This is a genomic window from Planotetraspora mira (assembly GCF_016863275.1).
Taxonomy (GTDB): domain Bacteria; phylum Actinomycetota; class Actinomycetes; order Streptosporangiales; family Streptosporangiaceae; genus Planotetraspora; species Planotetraspora mira.
Genome location: NZ_BOOO01000015.1, coordinates 250,816 through 271,405 on the forward strand (window position 1 = coordinate 250,816; position 20,590 = coordinate 271,405).

The following is a 20,590-nucleotide window of genomic DNA, read 5'->3' on the forward strand; positions in this document are numbered from 1 at the left end:
TCACCTTAAAGGGGGCGGTATGGACGGCGAGGCACCGGATGTCGGTGGGCGGCAATACCCTTAGGAGGTGTCCATCGGAACCGCCACTCACCCTTTGCTCGACGGCCTGAACCCTCAGCAGCGGGAGGCCGTCGTCCACCAGGGCAGCCCCCTGCTGATCGTGGCGGGGGCGGGCTCCGGGAAGACACGGGTGCTCACCCACCGGATCGCCTACCTGTTGGCCGAGCGGGGCGTCCAGCCGTCCGAGATCCTCGCGATCACCTTCACCAACAAGGCCGCGCGCGAGATGAAGGAGCGGGTGGACCGGCTCATCGGCCCCCGGTCCAAGGCCATGTGGGTGATGACGTTCCACAGCGCCTGCGTGCGCATCCTGCGCCGGGAGGCCAAGCGGCTGGGCTTCACCAGCAGCTTCTCGATCTACGACCAGGCCGACTCGCAGCGGCTCATGGCGCTGGTGTGCCGGGAGCTCGACCTCGATCCCAAGCGCTACCCGCCGCGGTCGTTCTCGGCCCAGGTGAGCAACTTCAAGAACGAGCTGATCGACTACGAGACGGCCGCCGAGCGCGCCCAGACCCACCTGGAGCGCACGCTCGCCGAGGCGTACAAGACCTATCAGCAGCGGCTCACCGAGGCCGGCGCGATGGACTTCGACGACCTCATCATGCTCACCGTCACCCTGTTCCAGCTCTTCCCCGAGGTCGCCGAGCACTACCGGATGCGGTTCCGGCATGTGATGGTCGACGAGTACCAGGACACCAACCACGCGCAGTACATGCTGATCCGCGAGCTCGTCGGCCGTCCCGAGGTCAGGACCGCCGACGGCGACGTGGTCAGGGAGGGCGTCGAGCCCGCCGAGCTGGTCGTGGTCGGCGACGCCGACCAGTCGATCTACGCCTTCCGGGGTGCGTCGATCCGCAACATCCTGGAGTTCGAGCGCGACTACCCCGACGCGAAGACGATCCTGCTGGAGCAGAACTACCGCTCCACGCAGACGATCCTCAACGCGGCGAACGCCGTGATCTCCAGAAACGAGAGCCGCAAGCCCAAGAACCTCTGGTCCGAGCAGGGCGCCGGGGCGAAGATCGTCGCCTACGTGGCCGACAACGAGCACGACGAGGCCATGTTCGTCGCGCAGGAGGTCGACCGGCTCGCCGACGACGAGGGGGTCACCCCCGGCCAGGTCGCGGTCTTCTACCGGACCAACGCGGCCTCCCGCGTCTTCGAGGAGATCTTCATCCGCACCGGCCTGCCGTACAAGGTCGTGGGCGGGGTGCGGTTCTACGAGCGCAAGGAGGTCAAGGATCTCCTGGCCTACCTGCGAGTCCTGGCCAACCCGAGTGACACGGTCTCGCTGCGGCGCATCCTCAACGTGCCCAAGCGCGGCATCGGCGATCGGGCCGAGGCGATGATCGAGTCGTTCTCGACGCGAGAGCGGATCAGCTTCTGGGAGGGGCTGCGGCGGGCGGAGGAGGCCCCGGGCCTGGCCACCCGGTCGCTCAACGCGATCAAGGAGTTCACGGCGCTGCTCGACGATCTCCGCGCCAAGGAGCTGCCGCTGTCCGACCTGGCGGAGGAGGTGCTGAACGGCACCGGCTACCGCACCGAGCTGGAGACCTCCGGCGACCCGCAGGACGAGAGCCGCCTGGAGAACCTGAACGAGCTGATCTCGGTGGCGGCCGAGTTCGAGGAGGCCAACGCGGACGGCACGCTGGTCGACTTCCTGGAGCAGGTCTCTCTCGTCGCCGACGCCGACCAGATCCCCGAGGGGGAGGACCACGGCGGCGTCGTCACGCTGATGACCCTGCACACGGCCAAGGGCCTGGAGTTCCCCGTGGTGTTCCTCACCGCGCTGGAGGACGGCGTCTTCCCGCACATGCGCTCGCTCAGCGACGCGAAGGAACTGGAGGAGGAGCGCCGCCTCGCCTACGTGGGCATCACCCGGGCCGAGCAGCGGCTCTACCTCTCCCGGGCGGCCGTGCGGACCTCGTGGGGCGCCCCCTCGTTCAACCCCGCCTCGCGCTTCCTGTCCGAGGTGCCGGGCGATCTCATCGACTGGCGCGGCGACCCGGGCAAGAACGCCTGGTCGGCGGCCGTCTCCCGAGGCCCCGCCCGTACGGCTCCCGCCCCGAAGAAGGCGGGCGCCAAGGAGATCCCGAATCTCTCGCCGGGAGACCGGGTCACCCACGACTCGTTCGGCCTGGGCACGGTGGTCGCCGTGGAGGGGAATGCGGAGAAGACCCGGGTGAAGATCGACTTCGGCGCCTCGGGGGAGAAGACCCTGCTGCTCGCCTACGCCAACGTCGAAAAGCTCTGAGCCGATCTGACCTGGTCTGGCCTGATCGGCCGAGGCCGGGCCGGCCCTCACCGAGGTGCAGGCTGGCCCTGTTCCATGAGGGGCGCGGACTAGCGAGTGATCGGGCCGGGCAGAGCCGGCTCGGGCGGGGTCGTCGAGTCGGGGGGAGTCAGGTCGGCCAGCCCGGCGACCTGGCTGGCCGGCGGAGCCTTCAGCGCCACCTTGGCGCCCCAATGGGCGTAGCGCGAGTCGACGGTGAACGTCGTCCCCGGCATGCCGACCGCCCTGCCGTTGTACGAGCTCACCACGCGCGTGATCACGCCCTTGCTGGTGACGTACAGCTTCCAGGAGACCTTGGTCTTGGCGTCAGAGCCCGTGGGGCGCTCGCCGACCGAGTACCGGAACCAGCTGGAGACCTTCCACAGGTCCGCGAAGGTGGTCGCGCCGCTGTAGGTACCGCCCTTGCGCTTCCCGTGCGACAGCAACCCCTTCAGCGTGCGCGGCTCGGTGACGCCGATGAGCTGCCCCAGGGCACTGCTCGTCCCGCCCACGGGGCCCTTGGGGTACTTGAGCCAGGTCTTGCCCTTGGGCAGGTAGTCGCCGAGGAGGCCGCCCTTGATGTATGCCGTCGTGCCGATGCGGATCGTCCGCTCCGACTTGAGGAGGCTCCTCATGTCCTTCGGCACGTCCTTGAGCTGGGGGGCCGAGAGGTTGAACCTGGCGGTGAGGTCCGATGCGGCCAGCCCACTCTTGTTGAACTGGAACTTGCCGGACCGCTGCAGCAAGAGATTGGCGTGCCCGGCCTCCTTCACGGAGGTGCGGTCTGCGAACGTGGCGCCGTGGCCGGAGACGAACTGCTTCTTGAGTACGGCTACGGGGTCCGCGACGCGGGTCTGGGCGTGCGCGGGTGTGGCGAGCGCCGACGCGGCGACCGTGGCCGTCGTGGCAAATGTCAAAGTGGCGATAAATCGCCTCATAAAAGGATTCCTCCCGTAGGCCCCCGCCTGGTCGAGGGGCAGTCCGCACATGGTGCTGAAAGATGATCACTTCGCGGTCACGGAAGTCCGTCTTCGCGGTGAGGGAAGGGTGTACAAGGCGTGTGGGCGCGCAGGCCGTGACGACGTAGAGGCATCGGCCGCCACGGGTGACTACGCTGCGGGCAGCGGGCACGCTATCGAGGCGACGTAGCCTCGGGTACGGCCGGGCGCGCGATCCGCGCCCTTCAGCGCCGTAGCTTGGCGGGCATCACTCGGGAGGTCTGCATGGAAGCCAGGATCCGCGTCGTCGTCGCCAAGCCGGGGCTCGACGGGCATGACCGCGGGGTCAAGCTCGTGGCGAGGGCCCTTCGCGACGCCGGCATGGAGGTCGTCTACACCGGGCTCCACCAGACTCCGGAGCAGATCGTGCAGGCGGCGATCCAGGAGGACGCGGCGGCCATCGGCCTGTCGATCCTCTCCGGCGCCCACATGACGTTGTTCGCGCGGCTCATCGAGATCCTGCGCGAAAAGGGTGCCGAGGACATCGTGGTGTTCGGCGGCGGCATCATCCCCGAGGCCGACATGCCCGAGCTTCACAAGATGGGAGTGGCGAAGATCTTCACACCCGGTGCCACGACCCAGGAAATCGTCGACTGGGTCCGTACAGCGGTACCTGCATCGGTTTGAGATATTTTGCCTAACACTGCCGTAATTCCCTGTCCGGGGCAAGGTGCGATATGGACCCGATGATGTGGCGCGGTCCCGGCTAAGGCTAGGCTTCATGGGCGGAATCGCCGGGCGGCAGCGACGGCGCCTGGCCTCGACATCAAAAGGGACGGACCCTCGTGGACCTGTTCGAACATCAGGCGAAGGAGCTCTTCGCGGAGTACGGCATCCCGGTGCCACGCGGCATCGTCGCGCACACCGTGGAGGAGGCGCGCGCGGCCGCCGAGCAGCTGACCGGCAAGGTCGTCGTCAAGGCTCAGGTCAAGACCGGCGGGCGCGGCAAGGCGGGCGGCGTCAAGGTCGCCGACGACGCGGAAGACGCGTACCAGAAGGCGACCCAGATCCTCGGCATGGACATCAAGGGCCACACGGTTCACAAGGTCCTGATCGAGGAGGCCAGCCAGATCGCGGAGGAGTACTACTTCTCCTTCCTCCTTGACCGGGCGAACCGGACCTTCCTTGCTATCTGCTCCGCGTCCGGCGGAATGGACATCGAGGAGGTGGCCCACACCGCGCCGGAGAAGGTCGCCAAGGTGCCGGTGAGCTCCCTCGACGGCATCGACCGCGCCACGGCCCGCGAGATCGCGCAGGCCGGCGGCCTGCCGCCGCAGTCGCTCGACGGCGCCGCCGAGCTCATCGAGAAGCTCTGGGCCGTGTTCGTCGACGAGGACGCCTCGCTGGTCGAGGTCAACCCGATGATCCTGTCGGCCGACGGCCAGGTGAAGGCCCTCGACGGCAAGGTCACCCTGGACGACAACGCGAACTTCCGCCAGCCCGAGCACGTGGCCTACGTCGACAAGGCCGCCGAGGACCCGCTCGAGGCGAAGGCCAAGGAGAAGCACCTCAACTACGTCAAGCTCGACGGCACGGTCGGCATCATCGGCAACGGAGCCGGCCTGGTCATGTCCACGCTCGACGTGGTGGCGTACGCGGGCGAGGCCTACTCCGGCCAGCCCAAGCCCGCCAACTTCCTCGACATCGGCGGCGGCGCCTCGGCCGAGGTCATGGCCAACGGCCTGGAGATCATCCTGTCCGACCCCTCGGTCAGGTCGGTCTTCGTCAACGTCTTCGGCGGCATCACCGCCTGCGACGCCGTCGCCAACGGCATCGTCTCGGCCTTCCAGCTGCTCGAGGGCCGCGGCGAGGCTGTGACCCGCCCGCTGGTCGTCCGGCTGGACGGCAACAACGCCGCTCTCGGGCGGCAGATTCTGGCCGACGCCGGCCTGCCCGGCGTCGAGCTGGTGGACACGATGGACGATGCGGCCCAGCGTGCCGCCGAGCTCGCCGCGGTAGGTGCGTAATGGCTATCTGGCTCACTGCCGACAGCAAGATCATTGTTCAGGGCATGACCGGCGGGGAGGGCACCAAGCACACCCGCCGCATGCTCGCCTCGGGCGCCCGGGTCGTGGGCGGCGTCAACGCCCGCAAGGCCGGCACCGTCCACGAGGGCCTGCCCGTCTTCGGCACGGTCGCCGAGGCCATCTCCTCGACCGGAGCCGACGTCTCGGTCGTCTTCGTGCCGCCGGCCTTCACCAAGGACGCCGTCAAGGAGGCCATCGACGCCGAGATCCCGCTCTGCGTGGTGATCACCGAGGGCGTCCCCGTCCACGACACCACCGAGTTCTGGGCGTACGCCGTGGCCAAGGGCAACAAGACCCGCGTCATCGGGCCGAACTGCCCCGGCATCGCCTCGCCCGGCGCCTCGAACGCGGGCATCATCCCCGCCGACATCACCACGCCCGGCCGTATCGGCCTGGTGTCGAAGTCGGGCACGCTGACCTACCAGCTCATGTACGAGCTGCGGGACATCGGTTTCTCGACGGCGGTGGGCATCGGCGGTGACCCGGTCATCGGGACGACGCACATCGATGCGCTGCAGGCGTTCCAGGACGACCCGGGCACCGACGCGATCGTGATGATCGGTGAGATCGGCGGCGACGCCGAGGAGCGGGCGGCGGCCTACATCGAGCAGCACGTGACCAAGCCGGTCGTGGCCTATGTGGCGGGGTTCACCGCGCCCGAGGGCAAGACCATGGGTCACGCGGGCGCGATCGTGTCCGGTTCGGCCGGTACGGCCCAGGCCAAGAAGGAAGCGCTGGAGAAGGTCGGCGTCCGCGTCGGCAAGACCCCCAGCGAGACCGCCCGCCTCATGCGCGAGGTCATGCAGTCCCTCTGACCCTCCCACCCACTGGCCGTGATCATGCACAGATTCGTGATCAGGCCCTCCGACCGGCCCCATCCTCGTTCGTGATCATGCACAGATTCGGCGCTGTATCGCCTGACCAGCCCCGTTGCTGTGCGTGATCATGCACGGGTTCGGGATCATGCCGTTTGGCCTGCGCGAATCCATTTCGTGATCATGCGCGGAATCTGTCGCAGCCCCTCTGGCCTGCTTCTTCGTCGTTCGTGACCATGCATCTCTCTTTGAGGTGCATGGTCACGAACATTTCTGGCCCAGTTCGAAGGCGCTGTCCGCGAATTCGTGCATGATCACGAATTGTGAATGGGCAGGTCAGGGTACATGTTTGCGAACCTGTGCATGATCACGGGATGTGTTCGGGCAGGTCAAGGGCAATGATCGCGAATGTGTGCATGATCACGCCGAAGGGGCGCCGGGGGAGTGCTGGGGGTTTTGGTGGGGTGGTGCGGCGTGGCGGCGGGGAAATGAGGGGGCGGGCTGGGAGCATGGGGTAGCGTGACGGCGCTTCTCGACCAACTTCGGACCGCCCCCCGTGCCGTCCTCGGCCGCGGGCCCCAAAACGATGACGACGAGACCCGGCGTCCCCTGCCCGTCTCCGGCATGCTCGCCGCCGTCTGGACGCTCGGTGCGGGCCTTGCCGTCCTCACCACCCTCACGCTCGTCGGCTGGATCGCCGCGCCGCTCAGCGCCTTCGGTGACGGGCTTCCCGGTGTCTTCCGTACGGCATGCCAGCTCTGGCTCGCCGCCCACCACGCCGGCTTCGCCATCCCCGGCGGACGGGTCGGCCTGCTGCCACTGGGCCTGATGATCCTTCCTGGGGTTCTGCTCTACCGGGCAGGTCTATGGATGGCCCGGGACGCCGACCTGCGACTGCGCATGCCGGCCAGGCTCCCGAAGGGCACGCCGCGCGACGCGGAGAACGCCCGGCGGCGTGCGCAACTCGTGCTGATCGCGCAGGCCGGCATCTCGCTCGCCGCGCCCTACTCGCTGCTCGCGGGGATGATCGCGCTCGTCGCGCGCAACCAGGTGACGCAGCCGTTCCTGGGAGAGGCGCTCGTCAGCCACGTCGTGCTCGCCTTCGTCGCGGGGTCGCTGGCCACCGCCCGCACGATCGGGCCGTGGAAGTCGATGTTGCGCCTGCTGCCGGAGCGTCCGCGCTCGGTCGTCGCCGCCACCGCCGTCGCCGTTTCGATACTGCTCGCCGCGGGAGCCCTGCTGGTGCTGGGTGCCATCGTGGTGAACTTCCGGCAGATCCACGAGCTGTCCGGCGTCCTTGCCCCGGGATTCGTCGGCGGGCTGCTGCTCTTCCTCGTCGAGGGCCTCTACCTGTTCAACGCCGTCGTCTGGGGCATGGCGTACATCTCCGGGCCGGGATTCGCCCTCGGCGCCGGGACGCTGGTGGCGCCGACGGGCGTCAAACTCGGCGCCGTGCCCTCGCTGCCGCTGCTGGGCGCGCTACCCCCCGCGGGGCCCTCGCCCGCCTGGGTGATGGCGGTGATCGCGGTCCCGTTCGCGGCGGGGACGGTGGCGGGCGTCGTGATGGCGCGCATCGCGCCGACCCCGACGATCGAGGTGGCGCCTCTGTGGGGGTTCGTCTGCGGGCTGAGCACCGGGGCCATGGCGGGTCTGCTCGCCGCTCTGTCAGGCGGACCGCTGGGCGGTGCCAGGTTGTCGGCCGTCGGGCCGTCTCCGTGGGAGGTGGCGCTGTCCATCACGCTGGAGGTCGGCGTGGCGGCCGGCATCTCCGCCGGGATCGCCAACTGGTGGCTGATCTCCCGCAGGCCCGCCGTCACTCCCGAGCCCGTCCGCAAGGCGGGCGCGGTCATCGCCAAGGCGGCGAGCCGAGTACGGCTGGCCGATCGGAATCCGCGTGTCCTGCCCGGCCACTGGCTCGACGCGACCGAGTCCGACACCCAGCCGATTCCGGTGATCAAGGACGACTGGGCCGATGAGCACGCGGCCGCCACGGCGGAGACGTTCGACGGGATGGGGCCCGGCGAAACCCGCCCGGATGAACGGAGACCTCAGCCTCCGCAAGGCGGCCGGCCTCCGCGACGGAGCGAGCCGCGTCCCCCGCGCAAGGACATCGTGGACGAGTCCGATGATCGTGGCGGGCACGTCATCTACGTCGACCCGTACGCCTGGGATCGCGACGAGTGACGGCGGCCGTGTAGGTCCAGGCGCGCCCGATCGGGGCGCGCCTGGAGCGGCTACATCAGCGGCTATGCCGGGAACGGGATGTCGGACGGCCAGGCGACGCCGATCTTCTGTTCGATCGCCCGCTTGAACTGCTCGGAGCAGTCCTGCCGGGCCTCGACGGTGCCCGCGCCCTTGCTGCACTCGCCGTAGGCCGAGATCTCCGCGGAGAAGTACAGCTGGCCGGCCAGTGCGAAACCTCCCAACAGCAGGGAGATGGAGGAGATCACGACGGCGCTCGTCGCCATTCCGGTCCGCTGCTTCTTCCGGTGCAGGACGCGCAGGTCCCGGATCGCGATGACGAGCCCGAACAAGGCCAGGGCCAACCCGCCCGCGGGCAGGTACAGAGAGAAGACCAATGCCATGAGCGCGAGACCGAGTGCCCTCCGGCCGCCCATCTCCGGCATGGACATCTGGATGGGTGTAGTCACAGTCTCCTCGCCTCACATTGCGCCGCACCTCGACCGTCGTGGGTCGTGGTGACCGGGGCCCGATACCCTTTGTCCTGCGTCGAGGGTCATCACCCTCCGCGCTCGTACGCGTCTAAGCAATCATCTCTTCGGCGTCATCCGCAAAACGAAGCCCGCACATGAAGGAGTTCCATCCTGTCCTTCCGGCTCGTGGTCCTCGTCTCCGGTTCGGGGACCAACCTACAAGCGTTGCTCGATGCCTCGGCCGACGAGGCGTTCGGTGCACGCGTGGTCGCCGTCGGCGCCGATCGTGACGGCATCGAGGGGCTCACGCGGGCTGAGCGGGCGGACGTGCCGACGTTCGTCCAGAAGGTGGGCGACCACGCCACCCGAGAGAAGTGGGACGAGGCGCTCACCGCGCAGATCGCCGAGTTCAAGCCCGACCTGGTCGTCTCCGCGGGATTCATGAAGATCCTCGGGCCGCGCGTCCTGGGATCGTTTTCCGTGGTGAACACGCATCCGGCACTCCTGCCCGCCTTCCAGGGCGCGCACGCCGTGCGTGAGGCGCTGTCGTACGGCGTCCGCGTCACCGGCTGCACCGTGCATCTGGTGGACGCGGGAGTGGACACCGGCCCGGTGATCGCCCAGGAGGCTGTGGCCGTACAGGACGGGGACGACGAGGAGTCGCTCCACGAGCGGATCAAGACCGTCGAGCGAAGGCTGCTGGTCGAGATCGTCGGCCGCATGGCCAGGGACGGCTGGACGGTGTCCGGCCGCACGGTCCGTCTCGGCCGGGCGGGAAACCGCTCATGAGGACAGGTAAGGCCGTAGGGGAGCCGGCTGAGACCAGCCACTCCCAGCAATGAGGGAGGACCAGGAAGTGACCCGCATCGCCATCCGGCGCGCGCTCATCGCGGTATACGACAAGACGGGGCTGGAGGAGCTGGCCCGAGGACTCGAGGCCGCGGGCGTGGAGATCGTCTCGACCGGTGGCACCGCCGCCGCGATCGCCTCGTTCGGTGTGCCGGTGACGAAGGTGGAGTCCCTGACCGGCTTCCCCGAATGCCTGGACGGCAGGGTCAAGACCCTGCACCCCCGCGTCCACGCGGGCCTGCTCGCCGACGGGGAGAACCCCTCGCACGTCAAGCAGCTCGAAGAGCTCGAGATCGAGCCGTTCCAGCTCGCGGTGGTGAATCTGTACCCGTTCGCCGAGACGGTGGCGTCCGGCGCCTCCGACGCGGAGTGCGTCGAGCAGATCGACATCGGCGGTCCGGCCATGATCCGGGCGGCCGCCAAGAACCACAACACGGTGGCCGTGGTCGTCGATCCCTCGGCCTACGGCGAGGTGCTCGCCGCGGTCGGTGCGGGCGGCTTCACGACGGCCGACCGGCGCAGGCTCGCGGCGACCGCCTACGCGCACACCGCGTCGTACGACGTGGCCGTGGCCTCGTGGTTCGCCAACGGTTACGCGGCCGACGACGACCGGTGGCCGTCGTTCATGGGCGCGACCTGGCAGCGCAAGACGGCCCTCCGGTACGGGGAGAACCCCCACCAGGCGGCCGCCCTCTACTCCGGGCAGGCCGGCGGCCTCGCCAACGCCGAGCAGTTGCACGGCAAGGAGATGTCCTACAACAACTACGTGGACGCCGACGCCGCGTGGCGGGCGGCGTGGGACTTCGCGGACCCCTGCGTTGCGATCATCAAGCACGCCAACCCCTGCGGCATCGCGGTGGGCGCCGACGTGGCGGAGGCGCACCGGAAGGCGCACGAGTGCGACCCCGTCTCGGCGTACGGCGGTGTGATCGCCGTCAACCGCGAGGTGACCGGTGAGCTGGCCGGGCAGATCGCGCCGATCTTCACCGAGGTCGTCGTGGCCCCGTCGTTCGCTCCCGAGGCCGTGACGGTCCTGACGGAGAAGAAGAACATCAGGCTCCTCGTGTGCCCGTCCGGGCCGGCGAACGCGGCCGAGTTCCGCCGGATCGACGGCGGACTGCTCGTCCAGACGGTCGACCGGGTGGACGCCGCGGGTGACGACCCCGCCACCTGGGAGCTCAGGGCGGGCTCGGCGGCCTCACCCGAGGTGCTGGCCGACCTGGCGTTCGCCTGGAGGGCCTGCCGTTCGGTGAAGTCCAACGCCATCCTGCTGGCGTCCGGCGGCGCGACCGTGGGCGTAGGGATGGGCCAGGTCAACCGGGTGGACTCCGCGAGGCTGGCCGTCAGCCGGGCAGGCGAGCGTGCCCGGGGCTCGGTCGGGGCGTCGGACGCGTTCTTCCCGTTCGCGGACGGCCTGGAGGTCCTGGCGGAGGCCGGGGTGAAGGCGATCGTCGAGCCGGGCGGGTCCGTCCGCGACGAGGAGGTCATCGCCGCGGCCGAGGCCGCGGGCATCACGCTCTACTTCACGGGGACGCGTCACTTCTTCCACTGAGGCGCCGAACGGCACGAGCGCCGCGAAGGCACCCAAACGGACACATGGAAGGATGACGAGTCATGAGCGCGCAGATTCTGGACGGCAAGGCCACGGCGGCCAAGATCAAGGGCGAGTTGACGGAGCGGGTCAAGTCGCTGGCGGCGAAGGGCGTGACGCCGGGCCTCGGCACGATCCTGGTCGGTGACGACCCGGGCAGTCAGATCTACGTCGCGGGCAAGCACCGCGACTGCGCCGAGGTCGGCATCGCCTCGATCCGCAAGGATCTGCCCGCCACGGCGACGCAGGCCGAGGTCGAGGCCGCGATCGACGAGTTGAACGCCGACCCGGCCTGCACCGGGTACATCGTCCAGCTTCCGCTGCCCCGCCACCTGGACACCCAGGCGCTGATCGAGCGGATGGACCCGGAGAAGGACGCCGACGGTCTGCACCCGATCAACCTGGGCAGGCTCGTCCACATGGTCGACGCCCCCCTCCCGTGCACCCCGCGCGGCATCGTGGTGCTGCTCCGGGAGTACGGCGTGCCGATCAAGGGCGCCGAGGTCGTGGTGGTCGGGCGTGGCATCACGGTGGGCCGCCCGCTCGGCCTGCTGCTCACCCGCCGGTCGGAGAACGCCACGGTGACCCTCTGCCACACCGGCACGCGGGATCTGGCCGCGCACGTGCGCGACGCCGACATCGTCGTGGCCGCCGCGGGTGTGCCCGGCCTGGTCAGCGCCGAGATGGTGAAGCCCGGCGCCGCGGTCCTCGATGTGGGCGTCTCGCGCGTGGACGGCAAACTCGCCGGAGACGTGGCGCAGGACGTCAGGGAGGTCGCGGGGTTCGTCGCCCCCAACCCCGGCGGCGTAGGCCCGATGACGCGGGCGATGTTGCTGGTCAACGTGGTCGAGGCCGCCGAGCGGCTCTGATCGCCGCCTGACGCGCCTGACGCCTGGCGTGTCCGTCGCGCTCGCCGCGGTCTTCCGCGGCGAGCGTGCGAAGGGCGCGAAGAGCCTGGTCGGGCCCTTTCAGGGTTTCAACATGTCGCGCGCCTCGGCGTTCAGCCGGTCGGCTTCCTCGCGGAGAAGGGACGCCGCGGTCCCGCAGCGTGACTTCCATGTTCGGATCTCGCCGCGCACCCGGTCGGTCAACGGGCCCGACCAGTCCATCTTGGCGGCCTCGGTATGCACCGTATTCGCGAGTTTCTCCACGTCATCGGCTAATTTGTGGATTTTGAGGGCCCTACTCTTGAGCTCCTCCACCTCGGGCGGCGGCACACTACCTCCTCCGTTAAAGCACACAATTAGCCGATAAGTTACATGTACACTCGCCGCTCGTGGGTGGAGATGACAAGCGCGGTTTCAAGCCCGACCAACTCGAGCGCCTCGCCGGCCTGATGGCCGACCTCAACACATCCACGGACGAGATGTTCAAACGCGCGTCGTCCCTGCAGGCGTCCCAATTCCTCAATTCGTTGCGGGAAATGCCTCGTTGGGGAAGTGACAGCGCCAAGGACCTGACAAAGCGCGCCGCCCTCCTCCGGCTGACGACGGGCGACCCTCTCTCCGGGCTCGCGTGGGCGGGATTTTCTCCGCTCGAGATCGCCGCGGGTGGCGACAAGCTGGACCCGACCACGCTGATCTACATCAACACGGTCGCGGACTGGGCGAACAAGACCGGCAACGTCATGTTCGGGCGCAAGTCCGGCGAGTCGCTGGACGACTACCTGAAGCGGCTTGAGGCCGGTGCCATCACAAAGATCATCCCTGATCTCAAGCCGCACGAGGCGACGGTCGCGCAGGTACTCGAGATCGCCGGTGACGTCCGAGGGGTGACCACGACGGCGCCGCTCGTCACCGCCCAGGCCACGTCGCTCAGCCGGCTCCTGCTGAACAACTATGCCTGGCGGCCGATCACCAGCAAGTTGACCGGCGGGCGATGGGCTCTGCAGACCAGATCCGCCGTTTCGCCGGGCACCGGTATCGCCGGCCTCACCCGCCAGCTGTTCATGAAGAGCAGCCTCTACCGCGACTTCGCGGCCATGCTTCCCGAATACACGGAGATGGACCAGGTCGGTCGGGCGGCGAACGCGGGCCGGGCCCTTCTCGGGGCTCGGGTGAACAGCCTCCTCGACCTGACGTTCGGCAGCAACAAGCTCGCTTCCGTGCTCGGGGGCACGACCCACTCCGGCCAGGTCGTGAGCGTTTCCGGCCAGGCCAACCTGCTCAAGGTCTGGGCCTCCACCGCGAACCCCTCGAGGCTGGAGGCCGCGGCCCAGGTTCTCAGGGTGGAACCGGCTGCCCTCGCCCGGCTGGGGACGGTCGGCAGGCTGGGGATGGTCGCCAAGACCGCGGGCGCCCTCCGGACGCTCGGAGTCGTCGGCGGCGTCGCCTCCACCATCTACAGCGGCGCCAACGTGATCTCGCAGGGCAATCCGGTCGACGCCTTCAAGCGCAACGGCGCGGGTTACGTCGCCGACGTGGCCGAACTCGGCTTCAACGCCTCCCTCACCGCCGCCATGGTCTGCCCCAATCCCGTCACCATCGGCGCTACCGTCGTCTTCGGAGCCGTGTACGTCGGCGCGAAGGTCGTCGAGCACTGGGACGACGTCAAGGACGGCGCGAAGAAGGTGGGCAACGCGATCGGCGACGGAGCCAAGAAGGTCGGCGACGGCGCCAAGAAGGTTTTCAAGAGTCTCAATCCGTTCGGCTAGTGCAGGCAGGAAGATCAACCAATGCCGTCCTTCGACAGCGCACGTGACCGTTTCCGGCTCGGCCCGGCCCACCTGGGCGTGCTGGGCTGCCTGTACGACGGGAAGCGCGTCACCTCCGACCTCGTGGCAGCTCGTGACGAGCTGCGTGAAGCCGGGCTCGTCAGTGACGACGACGCCGTCCTTCCGGAGCTCGCCGGCCTCACGGGCGCGCTCGCCGAGCCGATCGTGCTCGTCGTGATCGAGATCACCGGAGCGCATGGGCTGACCAGCCACGGCGCGGTCATCGGCGACGACGCCTGCTACACGTACGAGACGTGGCCGGGCGAGACCGAGTCCGAGTACGTCCGCACCGACCTCAGCATGCTGATGTGGTCGCTGGCCCGGATCGTCGGACTGCGCGACAAGGAGGCCAAGCCGCCCGTGGCGCCGGTCGTCAACACGAAGATCGGCGTGATGGACGCCGGCTTCACCGCCCTGGCCGAGCTGGACAGCGATGACGTGGTGGAGGCGGCCGATCGGCTGCGTGCGCTGTTCTCCGAGGCCGGGCTCGCCGATCCCGAGCTGACCGTCTTCACACATCTGCTGCTCCAGCTCAACGGCAACTGGCGGATGACCGTCGCCTGGGACAACCGGGAGGGCAAGGGCACCGACATCCGCGGCATCGCCGTCCTCGACTGCGGCCCCCTCGGCTACTGGGTGCGCGAGCTCCCGGCCGAGCCGATCGGCCCGGGGACGGTCACCCCCGACAGCGACCTCCGGCTGGTCTTCACCGATGTGCGGCACCTGTGGGAGCTGATCACCGACCTCCTGCCCGACACCGGGGAACTGCCCGTCCCCGTCGAAAGGTGACGTGACATGTCCGGGTTCACGTTCGATCTGGCGCGGCGGACGCCCACCCGTCCCGCCGAGATGCGGACCACCCATCTCGTCCTGACCGGTACGGCGGGGCCGTACGGGGAGGTGACCGTCACGGTCGGCACCATTCCCCGGTCGGCGGCCCTCGCCGCGCCGGGGCTGCCCGAGGCGTCCGTCTCCCATCCGGATGAGACGAGGCAGGGGCTGATCGCCGTGGACGAGCGCACTCGGATCAGTGTGGGCGGAGTCTCCGCCGTCCTCAGCCAGAACCGGCGTTCCCTCGGCAAGAAGGGCCGCGGCATCGGCATCAGGCTGGATGACCGGGACTACGCCTACCTCAGCGTCGCCGTCGCCGAGGAGGAGTTGCGTGACCGGGAGCGCGGCCCGCTGGTACGGCTGAGCAGCCCCTTCGTGTCGTCGAAGGTCGGAGTCACGGTTCTGCCCGCGGCCGACGCGAGCGATCTCGCACTGGCTCTCGTCCTACAGGGCGCGGACAGGACCGGATTGACGATCACGCAGTCGGCCGTCTCCGGAGTCCTCTCATTCCTCAACAACGGCAAGGCTGATGTCTGACACTGATGTGGTGTACCGCGAACGCCCCGGCAAGTTGAAACTGTGGTTCGGCATCCCCTGGGCGATCTGGGCCGTCGTCATGGTGTGGAGCTTCTGGGATTACCGGTCGCGCACCGGCGAGGTCCCCCTCGACGCGCTGCTCGTCCTCGGCCCGTTGTTCTTCGCCGTCTTCTCGATTCCGGGACTGGTGTCCTACAGCAAGCGCCGCTATCACACGATCACCCTGACGCCGCAGACGCTCCGCGTCGGCCGCGACTCGTTACCGGTCGCCGGCCTCACCCTCGAGTCGCCGGACTCAGGCAAGCCGCCTCGCCTGCTGGGCGGGGCCTCGGGCGTGCCGATGGGAATGCGCGAGGTCGTCTTCGGCGGCCGTGGAGGGGAACGCTACCTGGTCGCGGTGCTCGATCCCGACGCGTTCCTCGCCGCGCTGGGGCGTGTGATCGCACCGTCCTCGCAGGGCTGACGCGCGGAGCCTCAGAGCCCGTCGATCTCCGTCAGATCGATGTCGATCTCGAAGGGGACCGAGAGTCGCAGCTTGTCGTGGTGGATCCCCATCAAGGCGTACGCGCCGGTGGCCGGGTCAAGTTCGTAGACGTACACCGTCGGCTGTCCGCCGTTCTGCTCGACCCGCCAAAAATGACGGATCCCGGCTGCGGCGTAAAGTTGCGGCTTTCGCCGCTATGAGGCCCGGCGACCCGCCGGAGCGCGCTGCTGCTGTTCGGGCTCGGGCGCTCCCGTCGCACGCTGTGGCGGCACGACCGGGGTGGGGCGGACCAGGCCGAGGGCCACGACCTCGTTGGCCAGCCGCGTCCGCCGGTTGGTGCCCTCCGGGATGCGGAACTTCTGGTAGAGCCGCAACAGGTGCTGCTTGACCGCCGCCTCCGTCACCACGAGGTCGTCGGCGATCTCCCGTGCCGTCGCGGGGGCCACGAAGGCCTCGTCCGAGAGGGCGGGACGGCACAGGGAGGTCAGGACGTCGACCTCACGACGGGTCAGCTCGGGCGCCGCGGCCCTGCGGAGCTCGACCTCGGGTGCGAAGTCCTCGCGCGGGATGCCGCCGACCCGTGCGCGGGCCGCGCCGAAGGACACGACGTCGCCGTCGTCGAGCACCCTCCTGGCGATCGGCCTGCCGTTCACCCGGGTGCCGTTGCGGGACAGGCCCAGGTCGACGACGTACAGATAGGGCCCTCGGCGGACGAATTCGGCGTGCAGACGGGACACGCTCGGATCCGTCAACCGGATGTCCACGCCGCGGCCTCGGCCGATCGTGGTGACCTCGGGACGGAGCGGGACGACTTCACCGCTGTCCTCGATCCGAATGAACGGCCCCTCCACGGCAGTTCCTCCCCAGGTAGCCCGCCGTTACTTTCGCTACAGCTCCGGCTTACCCAAACGTGGCGATGGGGAATCGCCTTTGCCAGAAGGAGAATCCTTCTTGAAATTGGTCTGGACCTCTGTGAAGCGGTTTACCTGCTCACGGGTAGACTTCGGGCCAAGATAAGCGGAGGAAACAGTTATGGCGGACAAGCCCACCAAAGGCCTCGCCGACGTCGTCGCCGCGTCCACAGCGCTGAGCGACATCGACGGCAAGGCCGGTCGCCTCTTCTACCGTGGCTACGACATCCACGACCTGGCCGGCCGCACGTCCTTCGAAGAGACCGCCCATCTGCTCCAGCACGGATCGCTGCCGACTCGAGCGCAACTGGCCGACTACGGCGCCGAACTGGTCCGGGGCCGGACGCTGGGGGCGCTCGTCGAGAGCAACATCCCCGAGATCGCCGAGAAGCAGGGGCCCATGGAGGCACTGCGGACTCTGGTCTCGCTGAGCGGCGCCGAGGACCCGGAGAAGGACTCCAACTCGCCGGAGGCCAACCGGCGCAAGGCCGCCCGCCTGACGGCGCAGCAGCCGATCCTGGTGGCCAGGTATCACGCCGCACGGACGGGCGGCGCCGTACTCGATCCCGATCCCGAGCTGAGCGTCGCCGCCAACTTCCTGCGGCAGATCACCGGGCGGGACCCGTCCGCGCGCGAGGTGGCGATCTTCGACGCCTGCCTCGTGCTGCACGCCGACCACACGATGAACGCCTCCACGTTCGCCGCCCGCGTGTGCGCCGCGACCCTGTCGGACATGCACTCGGCGATCGTCGCGGCCATCGGCACCCTGAAAGGCCCCCTCCACGGCGGGGCCAACGAGCAGGTCATGCGTACGCTGGAAGGGCTGGACCCCGAGGGGGTGGCCCAGGCGGTACGGGACAAGCTGGCCGCGGGCGAGAAGATCATGGGATTCGGGCACCGCGTGTACAAGACCGAGGACCCGCGGGCGACGCATCTCCGGCGGATGTCGCAGGAACTCGGCGAGGCGTCCGGAGACGACACGTTCTACCGCATGTCGAAGGAGATGGAGGAGGTCGTCTTCGCGGAGAAGGGCCTGTATCCCAACGTCGACTTCTACGCCGCGACCGTCTACCACTACCTTGGCATCCCGACGGATCTGTTCACGCCGGTGTTCTCGGTGAGCAGGATGTCCGGGTGGACCGCCCACGTGATCGAGCAACACGCCGACAACCGTCTGATCCGGCCGGACAGCGAGTACATCGGCGAGCGCGACCAGAAGTGGGCTCCGATCGACGAGCGATGAGTGCGACAACGTGAACAAGCGAGACAACGGCACGGCCTGGGGGCCGTACCTGCTGGTGGTGGTGGGTGCGGCCGTCGGCCTCGGGGTGGTCGGCTTCGGCGGAGCCCCCTGGGTCGGCGGTGTGGTCATGGGAGCCACCCTGCTGGTGGGCTCGGCCGTACGACTGGTCCTGTCCGAGGAGCGGGCCGGCGCGCTGGCGGTGAGGACCAAGAAGACGGACGTGGTCGTGTTGGCCGTCCTCGGGCTCGCCCTCGTGGGCGGGTCGCTCAGTCTCCTGCTCAAGCTGCACAACACCTAGTCACGGGCGCAACACGCCCGTCCGATAGCCTCACGGCCAGTGAGCCTCATAAGGACTGTATGGCCGAGTTAGTTCAGAAGGGGAACCCCACGCATGCCCAAGATCAAGGTAGCGGGTCCGGTCGTCGAGCTTGACGGCGACGAGATGACCCGGATCATCTGGCAGTTCATCAAGGACCAGTTGATCCTGCCCTACCTGGACGTCGACCTGAAGTACTACGACCTCGGCATCGAGCACCGGGACGCCACCGACGACCAGGTCACGATCGACTCCGCCCTCGCGATCAAGAAGTACGGCGTCGGCGTGAAGTGTGCGACGATCACGCCGGACGAGGCCCGGGTCGAGGAGTTCGGCCTCAAGAAGATGTGGAAGTCCCCGAACGGGACCATCCGCAACATCCTCGGTGGTGTGATCTTCCGTGAGCCGATCATCATGTCGAACGTGCCGCGGCTCGTGCCCGGCTGGACGAAGCCGATCATCGTCGGCCGTCACGCCTTCGGCGACCAGTACCGCGCCACCGACCTGAAGATCCCCGGCGAGGGCACGCTCACGCTGACGTTCACGCCGAAGGACGGCGGCGAGCCGATCGAGCTCAACGTCTTCGACTTCCCCGGCAGCGGCGTCGCGCTGGCCATGTACAACCTGGACGAGTCCATCCGCGACTTCGCCCGCGCCTCGATGCGGTACGGCCTGGCCCGCAACTACCCGGTCTACCTGTCGACGAAGAACACGATCCTGAAGGCCTACGACGGCCGCTTCAAGGACATCTTCGCCGAGGTCTTCGAGAGCGAGTTCAAGGCCGACTTCGAGGCCGCCGGCATCACCTACGAGCACCGCCTGATCGACGACATGGTCGCCGCGTCCCTGAAGTGGGAGGGCGGGTATGTCTGGGCGGCGAAGAACTACGACGGCGACGTCCAGTCCGACACGGTCGCCCAGGGCTTCGGTTCGCTCGGCCTGATGACCAGCGTTCTCATGACGCCGGACGGCCAGACCGTCGAGGCCGAGGCCGCCCACGGCACGGTGACCCGGCACTTCCGCCAGCACCAGCAGGGCAAGCCGACCTCCACGAACCCGATCGCCTCGATCTTCGCGTGGACCCGCGGCCTGCAGCACCGCGGCAAGCTCGACAACCAGCCCGAGGTGATCGACTTCGCCGAGAAGCTCGAGCAGGTCTGCATCGAGACGGTCGAGGGCGGTCAGATGACCAAGGACCTCGCGCTCCTGGTCGGCGGCGACGCGGAGTGGCTGACCACCCAGGACTTCCTCGCCGCTCTGGACGAGAACCTGAAGAAGAAGATGGCTCTGTAGCCGAACCTGGCTCTGTAGTCGAACCTGGCCTCTACCTGCGAATTCGCCGTCAGGTAGGGGCCAGTTCGTTTTTCTGGGCCGTCTCTGGGCCGTCGAGCCTTCGGGGCGGCCTAACCGTGCGAATCATCGATCTTGAGCTTGTCTCCGGTGTCGGAGATGAAGATGACCAGAAGTTTCGCCGGTCGTGTCCGGCTGACGTTCTCCGTGAGCACGTGGTGGGCTCCCGGCGCCTCGACCCAGTTCTCGCCTTGGTGGTAGGTGCGCACCGGCTCACCACCGAGCTGGCTGCGCACAGTGCCCTCGAGCACGTAGGCGTAGACGAAGGCCTTGCCGTGCCGATGCGGGACAGCGCGGGCAGCGGGCGGGAAGTCCACGATCGCCGAGGTGAACGTCTTGCCCTTGACGTTCGGAAGCGCCTGCTCCAACAGGGGCGACAGCGTCTCGGGCGGTGGCTGCGTGACCATGGCGGCGACCGGCGCCTTGTCAGCGACCGGCACCTTGTCAGCGACCGGCACCTTGCCGGTCGCACGGTCTTCCGCGACACCGCATGCCGGGACCGCGGTCACCATGCCGACAGCCAGAAGACCGCTGACGAACCGTACTCGGATCATGACGACTCTCCCCTCCTGCTGCTCCGACCCGCCGCGCACCGGACACAGTCGGAAGCGGCTCACCTCGGCGCGGGGTCTCGGTCGGGCGGGGTGGAGCTTTTTCGGTACCATGCCCAGGCATTTCGACTACCTGCCTGGTGCGAATCCAAGCCTTGGTGACGGTGTGCTCAGGGAGAGGCCGACCGATCAAGGACCGAACTGCTCGGGCGGACCTGTGTCCTGCGGCGACGCGGCCTTCAGTGGCCCTTTCGGGTAGCGGGCTCAAATTCATTGAGGAACTAAACGATGATTACGGCCTACCTCAATGGTTTCTGCCGCATAAAACACCACAAAACCGAAGGTTACGGCGCGGTCTCGAGAGGCTGAGTATGAGCCCGGTGGGACG

At 68.4% G+C, this 20,590-nt stretch carries 20 protein-coding genes and 1 pseudogene; 15 read left to right on the plus strand and 6 right to left on the minus strand.

What is annotated here, in order from left to right; translation table 11 throughout:
* Positions 1-67 precede the first annotated feature (67 nt).
* Entirely contained in the window at positions 68-2,314 is a 2,247-nt protein-coding gene (pcrA, locus tag Pmi06nite_RS14690) for a DNA helicase PcrA (RefSeq protein WP_373317299.1), read from the plus strand.
* A gap of 89 nt (positions 2,315-2,403) precedes the next feature.
* Here pcrA and Pmi06nite_RS14695 read toward each other — a convergent pair whose 3' ends face one another.
* Positions 2,404-3,270, minus strand: a complete 867-nt coding sequence (locus Pmi06nite_RS14695) for a hypothetical protein (RefSeq protein WP_203953516.1) — start codon at positions 3,268-3,270, stop codon at positions 2,404-2,406.
* Between the two features lie 285 nt (positions 3,271-3,555).
* Between Pmi06nite_RS14695 and icmB the strand changes: the two genes are divergently transcribed.
* The 4 genes from icmB (at position 3,556) to Pmi06nite_RS14715 (ending at position 8,356) form a co-directional block, all read left to right on the plus strand.
* Entirely contained in the window at positions 3,556-3,957 is a 402-nt protein-coding gene (icmB, locus tag Pmi06nite_RS14700) for a coenzyme B12-dependent isobutyryl CoA mutase small subunit (RefSeq protein WP_203953517.1), read from the plus strand.
* A 158-nt stretch (positions 3,958-4,115) separates the two neighbouring features.
* Positions 4,116-5,297, plus strand: a complete 1,182-nt coding sequence (gene sucC / locus Pmi06nite_RS14705) for an ADP-forming succinate--CoA ligase subunit beta (protein ID WP_203953518.1) — start codon at positions 4,116-4,118, stop codon at positions 5,295-5,297.
* Positions 5,297-6,172, plus strand: a complete 876-nt coding sequence (gene sucD / locus Pmi06nite_RS14710; RefSeq protein ID WP_203953519.1) for a succinate--CoA ligase subunit alpha — start codon at positions 5,297-5,299, stop codon at positions 6,170-6,172. The genes sucC and sucD overlap by 1 nt, the downstream gene beginning before the upstream one ends.
* A 519-nt stretch (positions 6,173-6,691) precedes the next feature.
* Positions 6,692-8,356: a cell division protein PerM gene (locus tag Pmi06nite_RS14715; protein ID WP_203953520.1), complete on the plus strand. Its 1,665-nt coding sequence runs from the start codon at positions 6,692-6,694 to the stop codon at positions 8,354-8,356.
* A 62-nt stretch (positions 8,357-8,418) separates the two neighbouring features.
* Here the strand turns inward: Pmi06nite_RS14715 and Pmi06nite_RS14720 are convergent, their stop codons facing one another.
* Positions 8,419-8,823 (minus strand): hypothetical protein, encoded by a 405-nt coding sequence (locus Pmi06nite_RS14720; RefSeq protein WP_203953521.1) that lies wholly within the window; start codon positions 8,821-8,823, stop codon positions 8,419-8,421.
* 174 nt (positions 8,824-8,997) lie between these two features.
* On the opposite strand from Pmi06nite_RS14720, the gene purN reads away from it, so the two are divergent.
* From purN to Pmi06nite_RS14735, 3 genes are all read left to right on the plus strand, one after another.
* Positions 8,998-9,615, plus strand: coding sequence for a phosphoribosylglycinamide formyltransferase (purN, locus tag Pmi06nite_RS14725; protein ID WP_203953594.1), 618 nt, complete (start codon positions 8,998-9,000; stop codon positions 9,613-9,615).
* A 67-nt stretch (positions 9,616-9,682) separates the two neighbouring features.
* Positions 9,683-11,227 (plus strand): bifunctional phosphoribosylaminoimidazolecarboxamide formyltransferase/IMP cyclohydrolase, encoded by a 1,545-nt coding sequence (gene purH, locus Pmi06nite_RS14730; RefSeq protein WP_203953522.1) that lies wholly within the window; start codon positions 9,683-9,685, stop codon positions 11,225-11,227.
* A gap of 62 nt (positions 11,228-11,289) precedes the next feature.
* A complete protein-coding gene (locus Pmi06nite_RS14735) occupies positions 11,290-12,135 on the plus strand; it encodes a bifunctional methylenetetrahydrofolate dehydrogenase/methenyltetrahydrofolate cyclohydrolase (protein WP_203953523.1) in 846 nt (281 codons plus the stop codon).
* Between the two features lie 99 nt (positions 12,136-12,234).
* Here the strand turns inward: Pmi06nite_RS14735 and Pmi06nite_RS14740 are convergent, their stop codons facing one another.
* Positions 12,235-12,483 (minus strand): hypothetical protein, encoded by a 249-nt coding sequence (locus Pmi06nite_RS14740; RefSeq protein WP_203953524.1) that lies wholly within the window; start codon positions 12,481-12,483, stop codon positions 12,235-12,237.
* 59 nt (positions 12,484-12,542) lie between these two features.
* On the opposite strand from Pmi06nite_RS14740, the gene Pmi06nite_RS14745 reads away from it, so the two are divergent.
* Genes Pmi06nite_RS14745 through Pmi06nite_RS14760 form a run of 4 tightly spaced genes read left to right on the plus strand, consistent with a single transcriptional unit; the run spans position 12,543 to position 15,810 of the window.
* Positions 12,543-13,919, plus strand: coding sequence for a hypothetical protein (locus Pmi06nite_RS14745; protein WP_203953525.1), 1,377 nt, complete (start codon positions 12,543-12,545; stop codon positions 13,917-13,919).
* A 21-nt stretch (positions 13,920-13,940) separates the two neighbouring features.
* Positions 13,941-14,768, plus strand: coding sequence for a hypothetical protein (locus Pmi06nite_RS14750; protein ID WP_203953526.1), 828 nt, complete (start codon positions 13,941-13,943; stop codon positions 14,766-14,768).
* A gap of 6 nt (positions 14,769-14,774) precedes the next feature.
* On the plus strand, positions 14,775-15,347 hold the full coding sequence (locus tag Pmi06nite_RS14755) for a hypothetical protein (RefSeq protein WP_203953527.1): 573 nt from the start codon (positions 14,775-14,777) through the stop codon (positions 15,345-15,347).
* Complete coding sequence (locus Pmi06nite_RS14760) at positions 15,340-15,810, plus strand: hypothetical protein (protein ID WP_203953528.1); 471 nt, start codon at positions 15,340-15,342, stop codon at positions 15,808-15,810. The genes Pmi06nite_RS14755 and Pmi06nite_RS14760 overlap by 8 nt, the downstream gene beginning before the upstream one ends.
* 11 nt (positions 15,811-15,821) lie before the next feature.
* Here the strand turns inward: Pmi06nite_RS14760 and Pmi06nite_RS14765 are convergent.
* Positions 15,822-16,022: pseudogene (locus Pmi06nite_RS14765) on the minus strand (Uma2 family endonuclease); the annotation flags it as partial.
* Positions 16,023-16,025: 3 nt separating this feature from the next.
* A complete protein-coding gene (locus tag Pmi06nite_RS14770; RefSeq protein WP_203953529.1) occupies positions 16,026-16,682 on the minus strand; it encodes an FHA domain-containing protein in 657 nt (218 codons plus the stop codon).
* Between the two features lie 181 nt (positions 16,683-16,863).
* Here Pmi06nite_RS14770 and Pmi06nite_RS14775 point away from each other — a divergent pair, with 181 nt between their 5' ends.
* From Pmi06nite_RS14775 to Pmi06nite_RS14785, 3 genes are all read left to right on the plus strand, one after another.
* The gene (locus tag Pmi06nite_RS14775) at positions 16,864-17,985 is read left to right on the plus strand and encodes a citrate/2-methylcitrate synthase (RefSeq protein WP_203953530.1); all 1,122 of its coding nucleotides are present in this window, start codon (positions 16,864-16,866) and stop codon (positions 17,983-17,985) included.
* Positions 17,986-17,995: 10 nt separating this feature from the next.
* On the plus strand, positions 17,996-18,283 hold the full coding sequence (locus tag Pmi06nite_RS14780; protein ID WP_203953531.1) for a DUF3017 domain-containing protein: 288 nt from the start codon (positions 17,996-17,998) through the stop codon (positions 18,281-18,283).
* A 93-nt stretch (positions 18,284-18,376) separates the two neighbouring features.
* Positions 18,377-19,594, plus strand: coding sequence for an NADP-dependent isocitrate dehydrogenase (locus Pmi06nite_RS14785; RefSeq protein ID WP_203953532.1), 1,218 nt, complete (start codon positions 18,377-18,379; stop codon positions 19,592-19,594).
* Between the two features lie 110 nt (positions 19,595-19,704).
* Here Pmi06nite_RS14785 and Pmi06nite_RS14790 read toward each other — a convergent pair whose 3' ends face one another.
* Positions 19,705-20,205 (minus strand): cupin domain-containing protein, encoded by a 501-nt coding sequence (locus tag Pmi06nite_RS14790; protein WP_203953533.1) that lies wholly within the window; start codon positions 20,203-20,205, stop codon positions 19,705-19,707.
* Positions 20,206-20,590 lie beyond the last annotated feature (385 nt).